This is a genomic window from Bacillus sp. MM2020_4 (assembly GCF_011250555.1).
Lineage (GTDB): Bacteria > Bacillota > Bacilli > Bacillales > Cytobacillaceae > Neobacillus.
This window is the reverse complement of record NZ_JAANMZ010000021.1, coordinates 26,713-42,848: the sequence shown is the minus strand read 5'-3', so window position 1 is coordinate 42,848 and position 16,136 is coordinate 26,713. Positions and strand designations below refer to the sequence as shown.

Annotated in this window: 19 protein-coding genes and 2 pseudogenes; 15 read left to right on the top strand and 6 right to left on the bottom strand. The window is 38.5% G+C overall.

Translation table 11 applies throughout. From position 1 onward, the window contains the following. Positions 1 to 84: 84 nt before the first annotated feature. A complete protein-coding gene (locus G6554_RS14135; RefSeq protein ID WP_166242914.1) occupies positions 85 to 843 on the bottom strand; it encodes a CPBP family intramembrane glutamic endopeptidase in 759 nt (252 codons plus the stop codon). Between the two features lie 206 nt (positions 844 to 1,049). Further along, positions 1,050 to 1,172, bottom strand: a pseudogene (locus G6554_RS14130) (ECF transporter S component); the annotation flags it as partial. 112 nt (positions 1,173 to 1,284) lie between these two features. Between G6554_RS14130 and G6554_RS14125 the strand changes: the two are divergent. The 10 genes from G6554_RS14125 to sstT all read left to right on the top strand — a co-directional run bounded on the left by G6554_RS14125 (position 1,285) and on the right by sstT (position 8,773). Continuing rightward, the gene (locus tag G6554_RS14125; protein ID WP_166242912.1) at positions 1,285 to 1,473 is read left to right on the top strand and encodes a hypothetical protein; all 189 of its coding nucleotides are present in this window, start codon (positions 1,285 to 1,287) and stop codon (positions 1,471 to 1,473) included. A 134-nt stretch (positions 1,474 to 1,607) separates the two neighbouring features. Beyond that, positions 1,608 to 1,904 (top strand): hypothetical protein, encoded by a 297-nt coding sequence (locus tag G6554_RS14120; protein WP_166242910.1) that lies wholly within the window; start codon positions 1,608 to 1,610, stop codon positions 1,902 to 1,904. A gap of 209 nt (positions 1,905 to 2,113) precedes the next feature. Next, entirely contained in the window at positions 2,114 to 2,827 is a 714-nt protein-coding gene (locus G6554_RS14115; protein WP_166242908.1) for a YwaF family protein, read from the top strand. 122 nt (positions 2,828 to 2,949) lie between these two features. Further along, positions 2,950 to 3,951, top strand: coding sequence for a macro domain-containing protein (locus tag G6554_RS14110; protein WP_166242906.1), 1,002 nt, complete (start codon positions 2,950 to 2,952; stop codon positions 3,949 to 3,951). Positions 3,952 to 4,028: 77 nt separating this feature from the next. Further along, the gene (locus G6554_RS14105; RefSeq protein ID WP_166242904.1) at positions 4,029 to 4,679 is read left to right on the top strand and encodes a vWA domain-containing protein; all 651 of its coding nucleotides are present in this window, start codon (positions 4,029 to 4,031) and stop codon (positions 4,677 to 4,679) included. A 132-nt stretch (positions 4,680 to 4,811) separates the two neighbouring features. Beyond that, positions 4,812 to 5,540 carry a polysaccharide deacetylase family protein gene (locus G6554_RS14100; RefSeq protein ID WP_166242901.1) on the top strand — a complete coding sequence of 243 codons (729 nt, stop codon included), beginning with the start codon at positions 4,812 to 4,814 and terminating at the stop codon, positions 5,538 to 5,540. Positions 5,541 to 5,754: 214 nt separating this feature from the next. Beyond that, positions 5,755 to 6,729 carry an NAD(P)H-dependent flavin oxidoreductase gene (locus G6554_RS14095; RefSeq protein WP_166242899.1) on the top strand — a complete coding sequence of 325 codons (975 nt, stop codon included), beginning with the start codon at positions 5,755 to 5,757 and terminating at the stop codon, positions 6,727 to 6,729. A gap of 187 nt (positions 6,730 to 6,916) precedes the next feature. Next, a complete protein-coding gene (locus G6554_RS14090; RefSeq protein WP_166242897.1) occupies positions 6,917 to 7,027 on the top strand; it encodes a YjcZ family sporulation protein in 111 nt (36 codons plus the stop codon). Between the two features lie 33 nt (positions 7,028 to 7,060). Next, on the top strand, positions 7,061 to 7,198 hold the full coding sequence (locus G6554_RS14085; RefSeq protein WP_166242895.1) for a YjcZ family sporulation protein: 138 nt from the start codon (positions 7,061 to 7,063) through the stop codon (positions 7,196 to 7,198). A gap of 336 nt (positions 7,199 to 7,534) precedes the next feature. Next, on the top strand, positions 7,535 to 8,773 hold the full coding sequence (gene sstT, locus G6554_RS14080) for a serine/threonine transporter SstT (RefSeq protein WP_166242893.1): 1,239 nt from the start codon (positions 7,535 to 7,537) through the stop codon (positions 8,771 to 8,773). Between the two features lie 71 nt (positions 8,774 to 8,844). On the opposite strand, the gene hpaB is transcribed toward sstT, so the two are convergent. Both hpaB and G6554_RS14070 read right to left on the bottom strand, forming a co-directional pair. Beyond that, entirely contained in the window at positions 8,845 to 10,290 is a 1,446-nt protein-coding gene (gene hpaB / locus G6554_RS14075; RefSeq protein WP_166242891.1) for a 4-hydroxyphenylacetate 3-monooxygenase, oxygenase component, read from the bottom strand. Between the two features lie 116 nt (positions 10,291 to 10,406). Beyond that, entirely contained in the window at positions 10,407 to 10,754 is a 348-nt protein-coding gene (locus G6554_RS14070; RefSeq protein ID WP_166242889.1) for a hypothetical protein, read from the bottom strand. A 440-nt stretch (positions 10,755 to 11,194) separates the two neighbouring features. Between G6554_RS14070 and G6554_RS14065 the strand changes: the two genes are divergently transcribed. The 3 genes from G6554_RS14065 to G6554_RS14055 all read left to right on the top strand — a co-directional run bounded on the left by G6554_RS14065 (position 11,195) and on the right by G6554_RS14055 (position 14,169). Further along, entirely contained in the window at positions 11,195 to 12,598 is a 1,404-nt protein-coding gene (locus G6554_RS14065; RefSeq protein ID WP_166242887.1) for a M28 family peptidase, read from the top strand. A gap of 133 nt (positions 12,599 to 12,731) precedes the next feature. After that, positions 12,732 to 13,112, top strand: a complete 381-nt coding sequence (locus G6554_RS14060; protein WP_166242885.1) for a VOC family protein — start codon at positions 12,732 to 12,734, stop codon at positions 13,110 to 13,112. 82 nt (positions 13,113 to 13,194) lie between these two features. Continuing rightward, positions 13,195 to 14,169: an NAD(P)H-quinone oxidoreductase gene (locus G6554_RS14055; RefSeq protein WP_166242884.1), complete on the top strand. Its 975-nt coding sequence runs from the start codon at positions 13,195 to 13,197 to the stop codon at positions 14,167 to 14,169. 86 nt (positions 14,170 to 14,255) lie between these two features. Here G6554_RS14055 and hemQ read toward each other — a convergent pair whose 3' ends face one another. Beyond that, positions 14,256 to 14,999: a hydrogen peroxide-dependent heme synthase gene (gene hemQ, locus G6554_RS14050; RefSeq protein WP_166242980.1), complete on the bottom strand. Its 744-nt coding sequence runs from the start codon at positions 14,997 to 14,999 to the stop codon at positions 14,256 to 14,258. Positions 15,000 to 15,268: 269 nt separating this feature from the next. Here hemQ and G6554_RS14045 point away from each other — a divergent pair, with 269 nt between their 5' ends. Then, positions 15,269 to 15,442: an asparagine synthase gene (locus G6554_RS14045; RefSeq protein ID WP_149870190.1), complete on the top strand. Its 174-nt coding sequence runs from the start codon at positions 15,269 to 15,271 to the stop codon at positions 15,440 to 15,442. A gap of 90 nt (positions 15,443 to 15,532) precedes the next feature. Beyond that, positions 15,533 to 15,826: a DUF378 domain-containing protein gene (locus tag G6554_RS14040; protein WP_166242882.1), complete on the top strand. Its 294-nt coding sequence runs from the start codon at positions 15,533 to 15,535 to the stop codon at positions 15,824 to 15,826. A gap of 87 nt (positions 15,827 to 15,913) precedes the next feature. Here G6554_RS14040 and G6554_RS14035 read toward each other — a convergent pair. Beyond that, a pseudogene (locus G6554_RS14035) lies at positions 15,914 to 16,087 on the bottom strand (DUF421 domain-containing protein); the annotation flags it as partial. Between the last annotated feature and the right edge of the window lie 49 nt (positions 16,088 to 16,136).

Sequence of the window (16,136 nt, the reverse complement as noted above, 5' to 3'; positions counted from 1 at the left end):
ACTAGATTTGAATTATCATAATATGCACAATAAAAGCTATTTATCTTTCCAATTTGGACTTTAAAGAGAACGGCTTAGGATAAACTAACCGATTTTTGCAAATTTGTTTCGCATTAAAAATATAAATAGAAACATAAAAAGGGGAATCATATAACTGATTATTTCTGTCATGAAAGTCGTCGAAAGGTCTTGTGTCAGAAGAATTCCTCCACCTGAACTTCCAAGCGTGCCGTTAAAAATTCCGTAACAGACATTCAGTCCCCAATGGATGCCAGTATTTGCCCAAATAGATCCTGTTTTATAAATCGCATACGTAACAGATAATCCAAGCACAAGAGAAAAAAGAGTATTTGATAGGCTGAATCCTTCATTCCATGAATCATCAAGTACATATAAGACAAGAGAAATGAGAAACACCCATTTCATCGGCATTTTCCCTTTTAAATGTCCGAATACATACCCCCGAATAATAATGTCGTTTAAACAGGAACCGATCAAAAACGTCAGCATGATCATGAAAAGAGTCGATAACATTTGAGGAAATGGGACTATTCCTGTAATGTCAAAACCATGAAGGAGATATTGCATAGCATATTTGACCAGCCAAAAAGAAAAGCCGATGATAAACCCAAGCATCATATTTTTGGACCATTTTGGATGAAAGGTGATTCCGATATTTTTATACTCATTTGCCTTGGTTAGCATGAGGATTCCTTTCAATAATGGAAAAAACAAAAGGACTAATAAAACTTGTAGCCAAAATTGACCTGCTTTCGCAATTCCAATGTTCAAATATAAATCTAGCACAATGAAACCCGTTAATACTTTGCCATAATAAGACATATGTACCCCTTTTTTCTTTTTATTCTTATCATATGAAAAAAGCAAGGCAATGCCTAGTCGTTTCTTCGAATTAAATTCCTTTGCCGAATATCCTCTAATGTTCCTTACCCTCTGTTTCTATTGTAGTTGGGCTGACTTTTGCGTTTGTTGGCGGTCAAAAAGGAAGTGGAGAAAAACGACTAGTTTTTCTCCACTTCCTTTTGAAATCCCATTATTGGCAACTTTAAGTTGATAAACATTGTGGCTACCAGTGTCAATGCAATAAAAAGTGCATTGATGACAAGGGCTTTTGTTTTCGTTGTAATTGTCTGTGAGTATGATGCATTCATACGATTACCACTTTTTTTATTAAAAATAATATCCTATAATTAGATCTTGGTATAACTTTTTAGAAAATTAGTAAAAAAAATTAATCAATTTAATATCACTAGAGGTTAAATAATGAAGGTGTATAGAGTAAAGAAGCAGTTTAACGGCTATAAAAGGGGAACACTGTTTTACATGATAAGTGAATCAGAATTTATTGGAATAAAGGAGTTTGTGTTGCGAACGGAGGATTTAACAACTAGAATCATGATCAATGAAAGTGAATTCCTTTCCCACTTTATGTTTATAAAAGAAGTCTTTTAATAAAAGTGGAGATAGTAAATCGAATTTCCTAGAAGTATTCTCTTTGGATGTATATTAGGCAGGTTCTTATGGGCGCGACCACATCAGTAATAACCATGTGGCTGTCCCTAGGTCACCCAAGTGGAGGTATATATATGATGATTGATGAGTATTTCGCAACAGCGATGGAAGCCTGGAGTATGATGCAAAAGACATCCGGTGATGAAGGGGCAGAATGGGCAGAAAGATTTGAACGATACTTTTATGAATTTATTGATGAATTGAAGAAATGGTGGGCCACTCTTCATTCAAAGCCAACGAATATAGAGGATGCGGAGGAGTTACCTGAAATAAAAAAATGGATGGAACAAATTCCAGCACCCGTCCAACTAAATTTTCTGATGGAATTAGAAGATATTTTGGAGGGAATAGAAACGGAACGCTTTGATTAAGACACCCCTGAATACGTATTTGAAATTGAAAAAACATTTTATGTACATAAACAGTTTATGACCTATGATTTTTGAATAGTCGACCCCAAGCAAAGCAGCTCTGCAACAGAGTTGCTTTTTTGATTTGAGCTGTATAATGGCTCGGCGTGACAGCTTTAATGGGTATTGAATACAATTTAGAATAACTCCAACTAAGAGGTGGTGATAACATGTTTTCTGAGACGGGGATGCATGGCTTTACATTATTTTCAGTTGAACATATTGCTGTGTTGCTTATATTCTTTGCTGCCTGTTGTACGTTAGTGTATTTTAGAAAAAAACACAAGAAATACCATCAGATGATTAAATGGACACTGTTTATCATGTTGCCGATATGTGAAATTTCTTTACAATTATGGTTACTTTTAACCAATCAGTGGGAAGTGAGTAATCTTCCTCTGCAGTTGTGTTCGATTAGTACTTTTTTAGCTATGTATTTATTTTGGAAAAGGAACGAGAAGGTTTTTTATTTATTGTATTTTTTTGCTACCCTGCCTCCCATTTTAGCGATGGTTACGCCAGAAATGGTCTATACATTTCCTCATTTTAGGTTTATTGAGTATTTCCTTCACCATTCCGTCCTTCCATTGTCCGCATTCTATTTTATCCTATATGAAGGGTACAGAGTTCCCCGAAAGGCAATCATCTTTACTTATGTAACCGTCAACATTATTGCCGTGCCTATTTTTATCTTAAATCAATTCCTTGGCACAAACTTTTTCTACTTAGCGAGTCCAACAGAAACTAAAACGATTCTGACCTATTTCGGCAATGGTTTCTGGTATTATATGAATCTAGAAATTGCCGCACTGATTGTATTTTCCATCACATATTTGCCAATGGGGGTTTTTCAAAGGAAAGAAATTTCCAAGTCTGAACAGTAGTAGCCACAGAACCATGGGGGCTGTTCTTGTAGTCACAAAAGCCACTAGAACCGCCCACATGGGACGTGTTATGATAATAGAAAGAAACGGATGATTTATTTTGTGAGAATGGGGAAAATCGTATGACACTAGAAATCGTTCGCCATGATATTACAAAAATGACAGTAGATGCAATTGTGAATGCTGCCAATACCTCATTAAAAATGGGTGGTGGTGTTTGTGGAGCTATATTTCAGGCTGCAGGTATCCAAGAATTACAAAGGGCTTGCGATCAACTCGGAGGATGCAGGGCCGGAGAAGCTGTCATAACGAACGGATTCCAATTGGATGCCAAATTTATCATACATACTCCAGGTCCAATTTGGAATGGGGGAGGAAACAAAGAAGCAGCCCTGTTAAAGTCATCTTACATAAACGCTATGGATCTCGCCTATAAACATCAATGTGAATCCATCGCGTTTCCGTTACTATCGACAGGAATGTACGGCTTTCCAAAAGAGGAAGCCTTACAAATCGCAGTTTCCGCCATTAGTTCATTTATATTACAACATGATATGCTCGTTTATCTCGTTGTTTTTGATAAAAATTCTTTCTCCATTGGAAAGAAGCTGTTTTCTTCCATTCATCAATATATTGATGAGCATTATGTTGAGGATGCGGAAATCAGTTATCCACGTAAAATGGATGAACGTTATATATTGGAACAAAAGCTGGATTCCGAAATTTTTCAGGAGGATCTCTTAAAAGAAGCCAATTATTCTTTAGTTGATATGTTAGAGCAACTTGATGAATCGTTCTCCGAGCGATTGCTTCGATTCATTGATCAAAAGGGAATGACCGATGTTGAGACGTATAAAAGAGCGAATATTGACCGTAAATTATTCTCGAAAATTCGCAATGGCATAAATTATACTCCAACGAAGAAAACGGCTATTGCCTTTGCCATCGCCCTGCAATTAACGTTAATGGAAACGCTCGATTTGCTGAATACTGCAGGGTATACCTTGTCACGCAGCAGCAAATTTGATGTCATTATTGAGTTCTTTATTCAAAAAGCCAATTACAATATCCATGAAATTAATCAGGTCTTATTCACATTTGATCAGCCACTACTTGGTGCCTAAAATGTCGCTTTCGAAGCGACCTTTTTTTATGGAATCCTTGATATCCTTAGTTTATTAACCAACGGAGGATGAATAGGATGAAAAAAAATGTAACTGAATTAGTGTTTATTTTAGATAAAAGTGGTTCGATGGCAGGGCTGGAGTCAGATACAATTGGCGGGTTTAATGCGATGCTGATGAAACAACAAAATGCGGAAGGGGAAGCCTTGGTGACAACCGCATTGTTTAATCACCAGTACGAATTATTGCATGATCGTCTGAATGTAAGAGGAATATCACCTATTACGGAAAGTGATTATGAAGTCTGCGGCACGACCGCATTATTAGATGCGATTGGTTTTACGATTCAAAAAATAGCTAATGTTCAAAAGCGAACAAGTGAGGATGAACGTGCTGAAAAGGTCCTGTTTGTCATTACAACGGATGGAATGGAAAATGCTAGTCAGGAATATTCACCGGACAAAATCAAAAAAATGGTTCAGCTGCAAAAAGATAAATATGGCTGGGAGTTCATGTTTCTTGGTGCTAATATCGACGCCGTCTCAACCGCTGCTGAATTTGGAATCGATGAGGACTTTGCTGTGGAGTACCATGCTGACCATGTCGGTACGCAGTTAAACTATGCGGCTGTAAATGAAGCGGTCCTCAACCTGCGAAGTGGCAAAAAGATTGATCGAAGCTGGAAAGAGGGAATTGAAAAGGATTATCATCAGCGGACACATAATTGAGTAAGATGCTGATTAACCTAAGGTATAAAAATATTTGAAGTGCCTGAGATGATTCAGGCACTTTTTTGATTATGATAGAAATTAATTTTAACGGAATACTAACGAGGAGACTTTTTTAAGGTGGTGTTTTGGATGAAGAAGTACTTATCCATCCTGCTCTTTTCCATTTTTCTTGGATTTCCGACACTAGCTTCCGCGAAGCAGCATGTGCCGATCTTAGTGTATCATTCGATTGCAGAGTTTAACGGTACAGGATCAAAGGAGTTATATGTCACGCCAGAAAATTTTGAAAAACAAATAACGTACTTACGGGACCATGGGTTTACGCTATTATCGTTCGAACACTGGAGCGATAGGAGTAAAGTAACTAAACCGATTCTACTTACCTTTGATGATGGGTACAAAAATAATAAAAATGTCTTAACCGTTTTCCAAAAACTAGAATCGACCCATTTTAAACCTAAGGCTACCATTTTTGTGATCTCTGATTTTATTGGTCATTCCAATCGGTTATCTATTACGGATTTAAAAATATTTGCGGAGTCTGGGTATTTTTCCATTCAGTCTCATACAGCAACACATCCCGATTTAACCAAAATAAACAATTATGAACATGAATTGAAAGATTCCAAAGAAAGGATTGAGAGGATAACCGGTAAACCCGTATTTGCCCTAAGTTATCCATATGGAAGCTTCAATAAAAAGGTCGTTCTGGAAACGAAGAAATACTACTCATTTGGACTTACCACCACACCCGAATTATTTATCGAAAAAGGCATAAAAGATGAGCTCTATTATTTACCACGGATTTACGTAAAGAATTCCACAACAATTGCGGACTTTGCGAAAATTGTGGACTAAATAGTAATGCCTGTACCCCAGAGCAATAAGGGGGACAGGCATCATTTTTCCACTATAACATTAAAATAAAATGATTTTCCGAAATTTCTGAAATAAATTGACTGTGTTCCTCTCATATGGTAAGTTTTTACTAAAGTAAACGTTTTCTATTATTTATCTTTTGATTTAAACTAGCAAATTATTATTCTAATATGAGTAGAGGAGTTGTATACATATGTCAAATATTCCGTCAATCCTTGCTAACTTGAGGATTCCTGTCATTGGAGCACCGATGTTTATTATTAGTACTCCAAAACTAGTCATTGAGCAATGTAAGGCAGGGGTTGTTGGCTCGATGCCTGCACTGAATGCAAGACCCGCCGCCCAGCTTGATGAATGGCTAGCGGAAATCACAGAGGAGCTAGCAGACTACAATGCTCGTAACCCAGAGCGTCCAGCTGCCCCATTTGCGATTAATCAGATTGTTCACAAGAGCAATGATCGCCTTGAGCATGATATGGAATTATGTGTGAAATATAAAGTTCCAATTATCATTTCTTCCTTAGGGGCACGCGAAGAAATTAATGTGGCTGCCCATAGCTATGGAGGCGTTGTTTTTCACGATGTCATCAATAACAAGTTTGCACATAAGGCCATCGAAAAAGGAGCAGATGGTTTGATTGCAGTTGCGACCGGTGCGGGTGGTCATGCTGGAGTCAAGAGCCCGTTTGCGTTAATTCAGGAAATCCGTCAATGGTTTAAGGGTCCGCTCGCTTTATCTGGGTCTATCGCTAATGGAAACGCGATTCTTGCCGCTCAAGCGATGGGTGCAGATTTTGCTTACATTGGATCACCATTTATTGCTACAGAAGAAGCGAGGGCAGCAGAGGAATATAAGCAGGCCATTGTGGATTCCACTTCTGATGATATTGTCTATAGTAATCTATTCACCGGTATCCATGGGAACTATCTTGCATCTTCAATCCGAGCTGCCGGCCTGGATCCTGAAGCACTCCCTGAAAGTGATCCAACCAAAATGAATTTTGGCGGAGATGGAAAGGCGAAGGCCTGGAAAGATATTTGGGGAAGTGGACAGGGGATTGGCGTTATCAATGAGATCTCGAGTACAGCCGTATATGTCGACAAGCTTCATCAAGAGTATAGTACGGCAAGAAAAAATTTAATGAAGTCCAGTGAAGTATTTGCATAGGTATTTCCTTTCAAACAATCGTTAAAAAAGCTGCCTCGTCAGCTTTTTTTTTATGAAGATTATTATTTTTTTGAAGGAAAAATCACTCCCACCCCTTATAAAACCAATCTTTCTGCTTGGAAGAGCCCTTACACATTTTCACTTTAAACATACTTTGTAGTAAGTCGGTGAAAAGGGGGTTTGTTATATGGATGGTGCAGGAGCAGGCGGAGGCTTTGCTTTAGTGGTTGTATTGTTTATCCTTCTCATAATTATTGGTGCGTCCTTTATGGGCGGAGGATTTGGAGGATACTATTAACCAATTAAAAGCTGATTGAAAGGGGGGAAAAGTATGTACGGATATGGAGGATTCGGAGGCGGCTGTGGCGGCTTTGGATACGGCGGCGGTTTTGGATACGGCGGAGGCTTTGCCTTAATCGTTGTATTGTTCATCTTGTTAATCATCATTGGTGCAACTTGTTTTTATTAATTAAAGGTAAGTAACTTTATTTCTTGAAATAAAAAAGGCCCTTTTTTAGGGCTTTTTCATTTTTTAAAAGGTCCTATATTTACTAACGGAAAATAAAGCACTGCAAGATATAGTAATCGATACTATTCAGTTTATCCTCGGTTTAAAAAATGAACTGTCTATTGAATCCCTTCATTTTAGCATTCGAAAATGATAGCATGATAAGAGTGGCTTAAAAATGATATTGTAATATATCTAAATATTCATTATAATACTATTAGTTAAAATAATAATTTAGCTGAGAAAGCTAGTCTCTTTGGAATCTTGCTATTTTCTTAGACTATGGGGGGAACATCTATGAAAAATCTGATGAAGAAATGGAATCAATTAAGCTTGGTCAAACAAATCATTATCGGTTTAATTGTTGGTATTATCCTGGCGGTATTGATCCCAGAAGCAGCAAAGCCAGTGGTCATTTTAGGTTCCTTATTTGTAGGGGCACTTAAAGCGATTGCTCCAGTTCTTGTTCTATTCTTGGTCATGTCAGCTATAGCACAGCATAAGAGCGGTCAACAGACAAACATGAAATCAATTATTAGTCTTTATCTATTAGGTACCTTTTTAGCAGGGTTAATCGCCGTTGTGGTAAGCTATATTGTTCCTGTAAACCTAACACTTGCAAAGGGTGCTGAGGATTTAACAGCTCCTGGCGGTGTTGTAGAGGTTCTTAAAACATTATTATTGAATGTGGTTGATAATCCTGTCAAAGCTATTTATAATGCCAACTATATCGGCATTTTAGCTTGGGCGGTAGTCCTTGGCATGGCATTACGAAATGCACCAGCTACAACGAAAACGATGATTTCAAATTTTTCAGATGCCGTATCCAAAATGGTTACATGGGTCATCAAGTTTGCCCCACTTGGCATCATGGGACTTGTGATTGACTCGATTACGACAAATGGGATTGAGTCATTACTAAGCTATGGAAAATTACTTGCTGTTTTGGTTGGATGTATGCTGTTTGTGGCATTGGTTGTGAACCCAATCATGGTGTTTGTGGCCATTCGTCAAAACCCATACCCACTTGTATTCAAGTGTATCAGGGAAAGTGGTATTACCGCATTCTTTACCCGCAGTTCGGCAGCGAATATTCCGGTAAATATGAAATTATGTGAAAACCTAGGCTTGAATAAAGATACGTATTCTGTCTCCATTCCATTAGGTGCAACTATTAATATGGCGGGTGCAGCCGTTACGATTTCTGTTTTGACACTTGCAGCGGTTCATACTTTAGGCATTCACGTGGACATCCCTACAGCTATCATTCTTAGTGTCCTATCAGCTGTTTGTGCCTGTGGTGCTTCTGGTGTAGCAGGTGGATCCCTCTTACTGATTCCACTAGCTTGCAGTCTTTTCGGAATTCCAAATGATGTTGCCATGCAGGTTGTTGGAGTAGGCTTTATCATTGGTGTATTGCAAGATTCCTTTGAAACAGCCCTTAATTCATCTACGGACGTCCTTTTCACAGCAACAGCTGAATTCAAGAAGTGGCGTAAAGATGGAAAAAAAATTGAGATTAAAAAAGCAGCTTAATGTTGCCACCTACGTACAGTTGGTATAAAGAAAGGAACCCCGGCTCATAAGAACCGGGGTTTTTCTTCTTTTTACGAAGAAGTAAGAAATTCATTTATTTTCTTTACATATTCATCTAACGGATAGTGGTTATATAGATTGCTCGCTAATTGAATCGGGTCGCCAAAAAAATATCTTTCATATTGGGTTTGCCTTGTGCCGAATGAACTCATGGTAAGATCCCATGCTAATCGAAAAAGTTTCACACGTTCATCAGCCGGTTTGTTTACCCCTTGAAGATAGTGGTCAAGATCTGCTTTGATTTCAGATTCGAATGCCGATTCAGTTGGCAATGTTACCATACCGCTGGCACCTATCAATTGAATAATCTCGCAGAAACGAGGATATATTTTGGGAAAAATATTAGTGGCGACTTGAAGGGGAAGTAAACTTGGGCGCATATAGCCCCACTCATCGAGAGTTGCGTCATTTTCAGACTTCTCGACCAGTGCTTTCATGGTTTCAAGGCCGATGATGATTTCTGAAAGTTTTTCTTGGATATGTTGGTATTCTTGGACATTTATTGTCTCCACTAACACTTCAGCCAGCCCTAGAATAAATTCTGTTTTGACAATTTGCCTTGTTAGGACTTGATGGGTGGCAAAGTGGTGAAATGAGCTAAGAAACATGAAATCACTTGACGCCTCGACATTATCGTAAAAAAAAACACGATCCCATGGAACTAACACATTATCAAAAACGACTAGTGAATCCATTTCCTCATATCGAGAGCTTAAGGGATAATTAAAATGAGACTCACCGCCAACAAACGATTCCCTGCAAATAAACTTTAATCCTTTTGTGTCGGAAGGTATAGAAAAGGCAAATGCTTCTTCTGACTCCATGAACTTCCTTGGCGCCGTATAGACCAATACTTCATCGGTTATGCCCCCTTGGGTAGCAAGAAGGCGGGCGCCCTTAATCACAATTCCTTGTTCATTTTTATCTATCATCTTAGCGGAGATTGGCTCTTTTGAATAATGAAAATGATATTGTGAGCGATTTATTTGTGGCGTAATAAACGTATGGGTAAACGAAAGGTCTTGTTCTCGAGCTTTTTCATATAATGCGAGAATGTTTTCAGGAAAACAATTTTTCTTCCCTTTTAATAGGGCAGCGGAAGAGGAGGCAAAGCTCATAATTACTGTGTTCATATAGTCCGGACTTCTCCCCATCAAGCCATGAGTGTGTTGGGCCCAACGTTCCATCATCTTTCTTCGTCTTTTTAAGTCTTCTTTCGTTTTTGGCTGCAGATAGGAAAGCCCGATGGGATCCCCCTTTTCAGTGGCTTGGAACGTCATCTGATTTCTTATATTTGGGTCATTTTGCAAATCATAAAGAACGGCTTTTGTCTGAAGTATTCCTTTAAAGGCAGGATGTTTCGAAAGCATACCTGCAATTTTTTCCCCGTCAACCCAAATTTCTGTTTTCATTTGATCGATTCGATCGATAAACGTTTTTCCATCTATGGTTCCCAATTGTACCTCACCCCATTAAATTAACATATCCGGTCGATTGATCTACTTCCATTTTATTGGAGTTCAAAGCGGCTTGTTCCTTTGGAATGAGCCTTATTTTCACAGAGGATAAAATATTAAAATAGCATGTCGCGATACACATCGATTAGCTTACATAACGCTACAGCCAAACCTACTAAGCTTGCCTTCATTTTCGCGGGATGATTTTTCTTATTTGCGTATTGGTAAACCCACACAACAATAAATCCCAATGGAACCCATAATTCAAATTTACCGCCATTTGACATGGATTGTGAATAGATTGGGGCAGTATAAATACTAACCAAGAAATAGAGAAAAACAGTAAAACTTCGATTCTCTAATTCCTTACTCCATCTCCATAACGAATATAGGATTATTGCAAAAATAGCGAAAGTAAGGATAGGTAAAAGATGTATGGTGGTATTCCCAAATTCAATTTGCATCAGGAATCAATCCTTTCTTAAATCAATTATCCACAATTTTCCTTTATCATAGCATACATTGGTACCAGTACGGTACCTTATTCCATGTTCATGCTCCATTCAGTCACGTAGAACACTGCTACGTGACCGTTTCTCATAATCCTGCTTTTTTTAGTAATGTAGACAACTACCTCTTCAATAAGGGATAACCAATGTAAGCAGACTACAAAATACCTACAATACTCCTGTTCAAAAACCAATGTATTAATTCCTATCATTTCTTGCTCGTTCTTTGTTACTCGACTTAATTCTCCCTCTAACTACTATCTTACTAGTAAAAATGTACTAGCAAACGTAGATTATCGTTGGTTTTTGTATAACTATTAATGTTTACTAAGCTAGTAAAATCAATGATAATCTACTGGAATTGCTTATATTTTTATAAAAATAGGAGGGTTTAAATGAGGAAGAAAAAGGTAGCATCAGTTTTTTTAACAGCAGGACTAGTTTTAAGTGTCAATGGAGTATATGCACAGGGGCCAAGCGGGGCACCAAACTCGAATGCCGCATCCGCATTCGACAACAAGATTATCAAGAAGATTAGTGCGGATAATATGTATAACACGATCGCACTTTTGTCCGAACAGCCTCGAGCAGCTGGAACGGATGGGGAGCTAAAGGGAGCAATGTACATAAAGGGCCAGTTTGAGAAGTATGGGTATGAGACTGAGTTGCAGCCATTCCCATTCTATGATGTCATTAGAAACAATGTTAGTGGAGTCTTAGAAATTGGTGGACAAAATTTAAAGCCATATGTTTTTTCAGGATCATATAGTGGAGAGGTTACCGCAGAAGTTATGTATGTTGGCAAAGCTTTTGCCGGAACAGTACCGGAGGCAGTTAAAGGGAAAATCGCCCTAATAGAACGCGGAGACAACACATTTGTTGAAAAGATCCAAAATGTGTTAGATAAAGGTGCTGTTGGGGTTATTATGTATAACAATAGCGGTACATCGAATGCGTTTGGTCAAGCAAGCTATGGGCAAAATATTCCCGCGGTCGCCATCACCAGAACGCAAGGAACAGCATTAGTGGAACAATTAAATGGCGGTCCATTAACAGCTAAAATAAATGTATCTGGTTCCGGTCTGGTTGAAAAAACCTCTTACAATGTCATTGCCAAAATGAAGCCAAATAAAAACAAGGATACCGGTCAGATTGTTATGATTGGAGCGCACCATGATTCAGTTCCAGGAGGCCCTGGTGCCAATGATGACGCTTCTGGTGTATCTGCAGTCCTAGAATTGGCCAGAGTTATGGCGAATATGCCAATTGACACGGAGCTTCGGTTCGCAACCTTTGGCTCCGAGGAAAAGGGTCTGTTAGGATCCAGCTATTACGCTAGTACGCTAAGTTCAGAGGAAGCAGATAAAATGGTCGCACACTTCCAAATGGACATGATCGGCAGTAAGGACGCCGGCGGTGACAACGCTGCAAACGGATTGATCATGTATACGATTGATGGAAAGAAAAATTTAGTCACCGATCTTGCTTCTGCCGCAGGTGCAAGAACCGCACTTGGTGAAGTCGTACCCTATGGCCAGTTAGGCAGAAGTGATCACGAGCCATTCCATAACCTAGGAATTCCGGCTGCGTTATTTATTCATTCACCACTTGAACCATGGTATCATACCCCAGCGGATACAATTGATAAAATTGATAAAAACAAGCTACAGGAAACAGCAGAAATTGTTGGTGCTTCCGTCTATCAAATTGCTAGGCCGGACACGCCAGCTCTACAACATTCACGTGTGGCACCAAAGCCAGTTGACTACGATTTCGAGAATCGCCCACCAGGGGCTTAATAATTATATGAAAAAATGGCGGAAGATTGGCTTCCGCCATTTTCTTACGGTCATGTGATGACCAAAAGTAGACAAATTTTTGTTTACCACAATATAATTAAGGATAATAATAAAGTTGAATGGAGAGATGTACATGATTAATAAAGTTGGACAAATTATGGTATATGTTAATAACCAAGATGAAACAGTAAAATTTTGGACAGAAAAGGCAGGTTTTGTTGTTATTTCTGATCAAAATAATGGTCAAGGGATGAGATGGATTGAAATTGCGCCTTCAAAGGATGCTGAAACAAGTATCGTTCTCCATAATAAGGAATTAATTGCGAAAATGCAGCCAGAGTTACATTTAGGTACACCATCTCTGATGTTTTACTCCAATAATCTTGAGCAATTATATAAAGATTTTACGGATAAAAATATTACAGTCGGTGAAATGGTCCAAATGCCTGGCGGTAAAGTGTTTAATTTTGCTGATAACGAAAACAATTATTTTGCTATCATGGAGAAAAGGTAACACCTAATAGACAGATGAACGGCTAGAATACACATTTTTAGTCGTTTTTATGTTTATTTATTTTTAGGGGGGACAGGTAAAAATGAAAGCAATTGTTGTGAATCAACCTGGAGGAGCGGAACAATTACAGGTTCAGGATGTACCTGCTCCAAAGATAAAACCCGGTGAACTATTGATAAAAGTAAAAGCTTTTGCCATCAATCGGACAGATATCGTTGCCCGAGAGGGAAAAGCCGGTTATATGACCAATCCGATTTTAGGGATAGAAGTGGCTGGTGAAGTGGTGGAAGCTGCTGAAGATGCCATAATCGATGTAGGAACACGGGTCATGGGTCTTGTAAATGGCGGTGGTTATGCTGAATATGCGGTTATGCCAGCGGACAGGGCAATGAAGGTTCCGGAACATTTATCATTCGAAGAGGCCGCTGCGATTCCGGAGGTTTTCTTAACCGCCTATCAAACATTGTTCTGGTTAGGAGAACTAGCCCAACATGAAACCATACTCATTCACGCCGGCGGTAGTGGTGTGGGGACAGCAGCCATCCAATTAGTCAAACAAATGACCAATGCAAAAATTATCACGACAGCTGGGTCACAGGAAAAGCTAGATTTTTGTCAATCACTTGGTGCGGATATTGGCATTAACTATAAGCAGAAGTCCTTTGATGAAGAGGTATTAAAGGCAACGAATAACCAAGGAGTTGATGTCATTCTTGATTTCATTGGGGCTTCCTATTGGAAGCAAAACATAAAGAGCTTAAAAATTGATGGTCGCTGGGTTTTAATTGGTATTTTGGGCGGATCAATCGTTGAAAACATGAATATCATGGAGCTTATGGCAAAAAGGGCCCAAATAAAAGGGACTCTATTAACACCAAGAACGGATCAATATAAGAAAGAGTTAACCGAGGAGTTTATAAGCAAAGCAAAGTCTTTATTTAATCAGGAAAAAATCCGGCCAATTGTCGATACTGTTTTCCCATTTAAGGATATTCAAGAGGCGCATCGGCATATGGAAGCAAGTAAGAACATAGGTAAAATTGTCGTTCGAGTTTAGTATAAATGAAGTCAAAAAGCAAGAACATATTTACATGCTCTTGCTTCGTTTCTATGAGCGAATCTAAAAAAGCGAATTTTTAAAAATTACATACAAAAGAACGAATTAACTTCTGCGGTCTCTAACAAATTCCCGATAAAGAATGAGCCAAAAATACCATATACAGCGCTCACTTCATCAAATCTGGTTTCATAGATCAATTTTTTGAATTGAAGGGCATCATCGCAAAATAGGGAAACACCCCATTCAAAGTCATCAAAGCCGACAGAGCCGGTGACAATTCGTTTAACCTGTTCGGAGTAAGGCTTTCCGGTGTCAATATGCTCAAACATTAATCTTTTTCTGTCTTCCTTTGGTAGCATGAACCAGTTGGATTTTTCACCACGAAGCTTACTCATCGGATAAAAACAGATATAATCCATTTTTGGAATAGTTGGGTAGAGTTTAGCTCTCATGGCTGGATTCTCAAATGGATTAGCTGCCATTCCAGAATAACTGCTTTTTTCAATAACGGACACGTAAGAGAACGCCGGCCTTGTAAAATCAGCCAGAGCCGTTTTGTTGAAGGCTGTTTTCACTTCGATGAGGTCTTTCATCGTTGGTCTTAGAATCATGAACATAAGGTCAGCTTTGTTGCCGGCAATGGTATAGACAGTGTGACTGCCGTTATGTTCGTCCTCAATGGTTTCCCACTTATGTAATAGTTCTTTAAATTCATGAAGGGCCTGATCCCGCTCAGCCTCAGTAGCAACCTTCCACTTAGCCCAATCCATTGTCCGAAAATCATGCAAACAGTACCAACCTTCAATAGTTGTCATGGCTTCGTTCATCATTATCACTCCAAAATGAAAGTATTATTTAGTATTTCCTATGTAAATGATAATTATTTTCACCAAAGAGTGTTGTGATATATATCACACAAACAAAAAATAAGCGGAAACCATACTGAGGTATAAGAAAAATATATTGCAGGAATTAATGGACACGTTTAAACCGTTTTTACCCTTTTTCCAAAATGTTGGATAGGATATTTCAAATTACCCGGGTAAGAATAAAAATGGTGTTTAGACACCTACTAACGACATGTGGGGGAATTGCGATGAATATTCGTGAGGGGTTAATTCCAACTGCTTTAGGCACTGCAGTAACAGCGACAGGTTATGCATTAAAGCAAAAACGCGGGTCGAATAAAATGGTAGCTAACACTGTTTTTGGTTTTGGTCTAGCACACGTGGTATTAGGTGTAATTGACCTTGTAGAACACCGCCGTTAGAGAGCAGGGCGAGTACCATTCGTACTCGTCTTCTGTGTTTCGCATTAAAACAGGATTTATAGAAAAAATAAAATAAGGAGGTGTAAGTGCATGAGATTCATACACAAAATTGCATTAGTACTAGTCATAATAGGTGCAATAAATTGGGGGTTAATTGGTTTATTTAGATTCGATTTAGTTGCCACTATTTTTGGCGGACAAGATGCCTTTTTATCTAGAGTCATCTATTCTCTAGTTGGATTAAGTGGTCTGATTTGTATAAGCCTGCTGTTTGCGCCAATGCGAAAGGAAGAGAAAGATGTAAATCGGCAAGGCACTGGAAACTTAAATTATGCTACCGAATTTGGCGAGGAAACCGATTTATCAAAATTAAAAAAGGATTAAAAACACTTAAGATGGCCTAGTCATCTTAAGTGTTTTTTTTGATACTTTAATATTTTTGAAAATAAAGATTCTTCCCAACCTGCCATTCAGCGTGGTTTTTTCATCAAAGATGGCACTGCCAACCAATTCTCCCAATACCAATGATGAAATAAAGTCAAAAGGGGTAATCTGACTAATTTGTGTTTTTCCTAAGCTTTTAACGGTAATAAAAAGGGCTATAAAACCAATGATCAACTCAACGAATACAACCAAATAACTCATGTATTTCCTCCACTAACTTCCATTAAATTTAGTTATAGACAATGGGATG

What these genes read in the sequence shown, in the direction of transcription:
- G6554_RS14110 (WP_166242906.1), top strand. Translation starts at nt 2,950, where the DNA reads ATGACACTAGAAATCGTTCGCCATGATATTACAAAAATGACAGTAGAT.
- hemQ (WP_166242980.1), bottom strand. Translation starts at nt 14,999, where the DNA reads ATGAACGAAGCCATGACAACTATTGAAGGTTGGTACTGTTTGCATGAT.
- G6554_RS14115 (WP_166242908.1), top strand. Translation starts at nt 2,114, where the DNA reads ATGTTTTCTGAGACGGGGATGCATGGCTTTACATTATTTTCAGTTGAA.
- G6554_RS14040 (WP_166242882.1), top strand. Translation starts at nt 15,533, where the DNA reads ATGAGATTCATACACAAAATTGCATTAGTACTAGTCATAATAGGTGCA.
- G6554_RS14120 (WP_166242910.1), top strand. Translation starts at nt 1,608, where the DNA reads ATGATGATTGATGAGTATTTCGCAACAGCGATGGAAGCCTGGAGTATG.
- G6554_RS14100 (WP_166242901.1), top strand. Translation starts at nt 4,812, where the DNA reads ATGAAGAAGTACTTATCCATCCTGCTCTTTTCCATTTTTCTTGGATTT.
- sstT (WP_166242893.1), top strand. Translation starts at nt 7,535, where the DNA reads ATGAAAAATCTGATGAAGAAATGGAATCAATTAAGCTTGGTCAAACAA.
- G6554_RS14125 (WP_166242912.1), top strand. Translation starts at nt 1,285, where the DNA reads ATGAAGGTGTATAGAGTAAAGAAGCAGTTTAACGGCTATAAAAGGGGA.
- G6554_RS14060 (WP_166242885.1), top strand. Translation starts at nt 12,732, where the DNA reads ATGATTAATAAAGTTGGACAAATTATGGTATATGTTAATAACCAAGAT.
- G6554_RS14105 (WP_166242904.1), top strand. Translation starts at nt 4,029, where the DNA reads ATGAAAAAAAATGTAACTGAATTAGTGTTTATTTTAGATAAAAGTGGT.
- G6554_RS14135 (WP_166242914.1), bottom strand. Translation starts at nt 843, where the DNA reads ATGTCTTATTATGGCAAAGTATTAACGGGTTTCATTGTGCTAGATTTA.
- G6554_RS14045 (WP_149870190.1), top strand. Translation starts at nt 15,269, where the DNA reads ATGAATATTCGTGAGGGGTTAATTCCAACTGCTTTAGGCACTGCAGTA.
- G6554_RS14095 (WP_166242899.1), top strand. Translation starts at nt 5,755, where the DNA reads ATGTCAAATATTCCGTCAATCCTTGCTAACTTGAGGATTCCTGTCATT.
- G6554_RS14065 (WP_166242887.1), top strand. Translation starts at nt 11,195, where the DNA reads ATGAGGAAGAAAAAGGTAGCATCAGTTTTTTTAACAGCAGGACTAGTT.
- G6554_RS14070 (WP_166242889.1), bottom strand. Translation starts at nt 10,754, where the DNA reads ATGCAAATTGAATTTGGGAATACCACCATACATCTTTTACCTATCCTT.
- G6554_RS14090 (WP_166242897.1), top strand. Translation starts at nt 6,917, where the DNA reads ATGGATGGTGCAGGAGCAGGCGGAGGCTTTGCTTTAGTGGTTGTATTG.
- G6554_RS14055 (WP_166242884.1), top strand. Translation starts at nt 13,195, where the DNA reads ATGAAAGCAATTGTTGTGAATCAACCTGGAGGAGCGGAACAATTACAG.
- G6554_RS14085 (WP_166242895.1), top strand. Translation starts at nt 7,061, where the DNA reads ATGTACGGATATGGAGGATTCGGAGGCGGCTGTGGCGGCTTTGGATAC.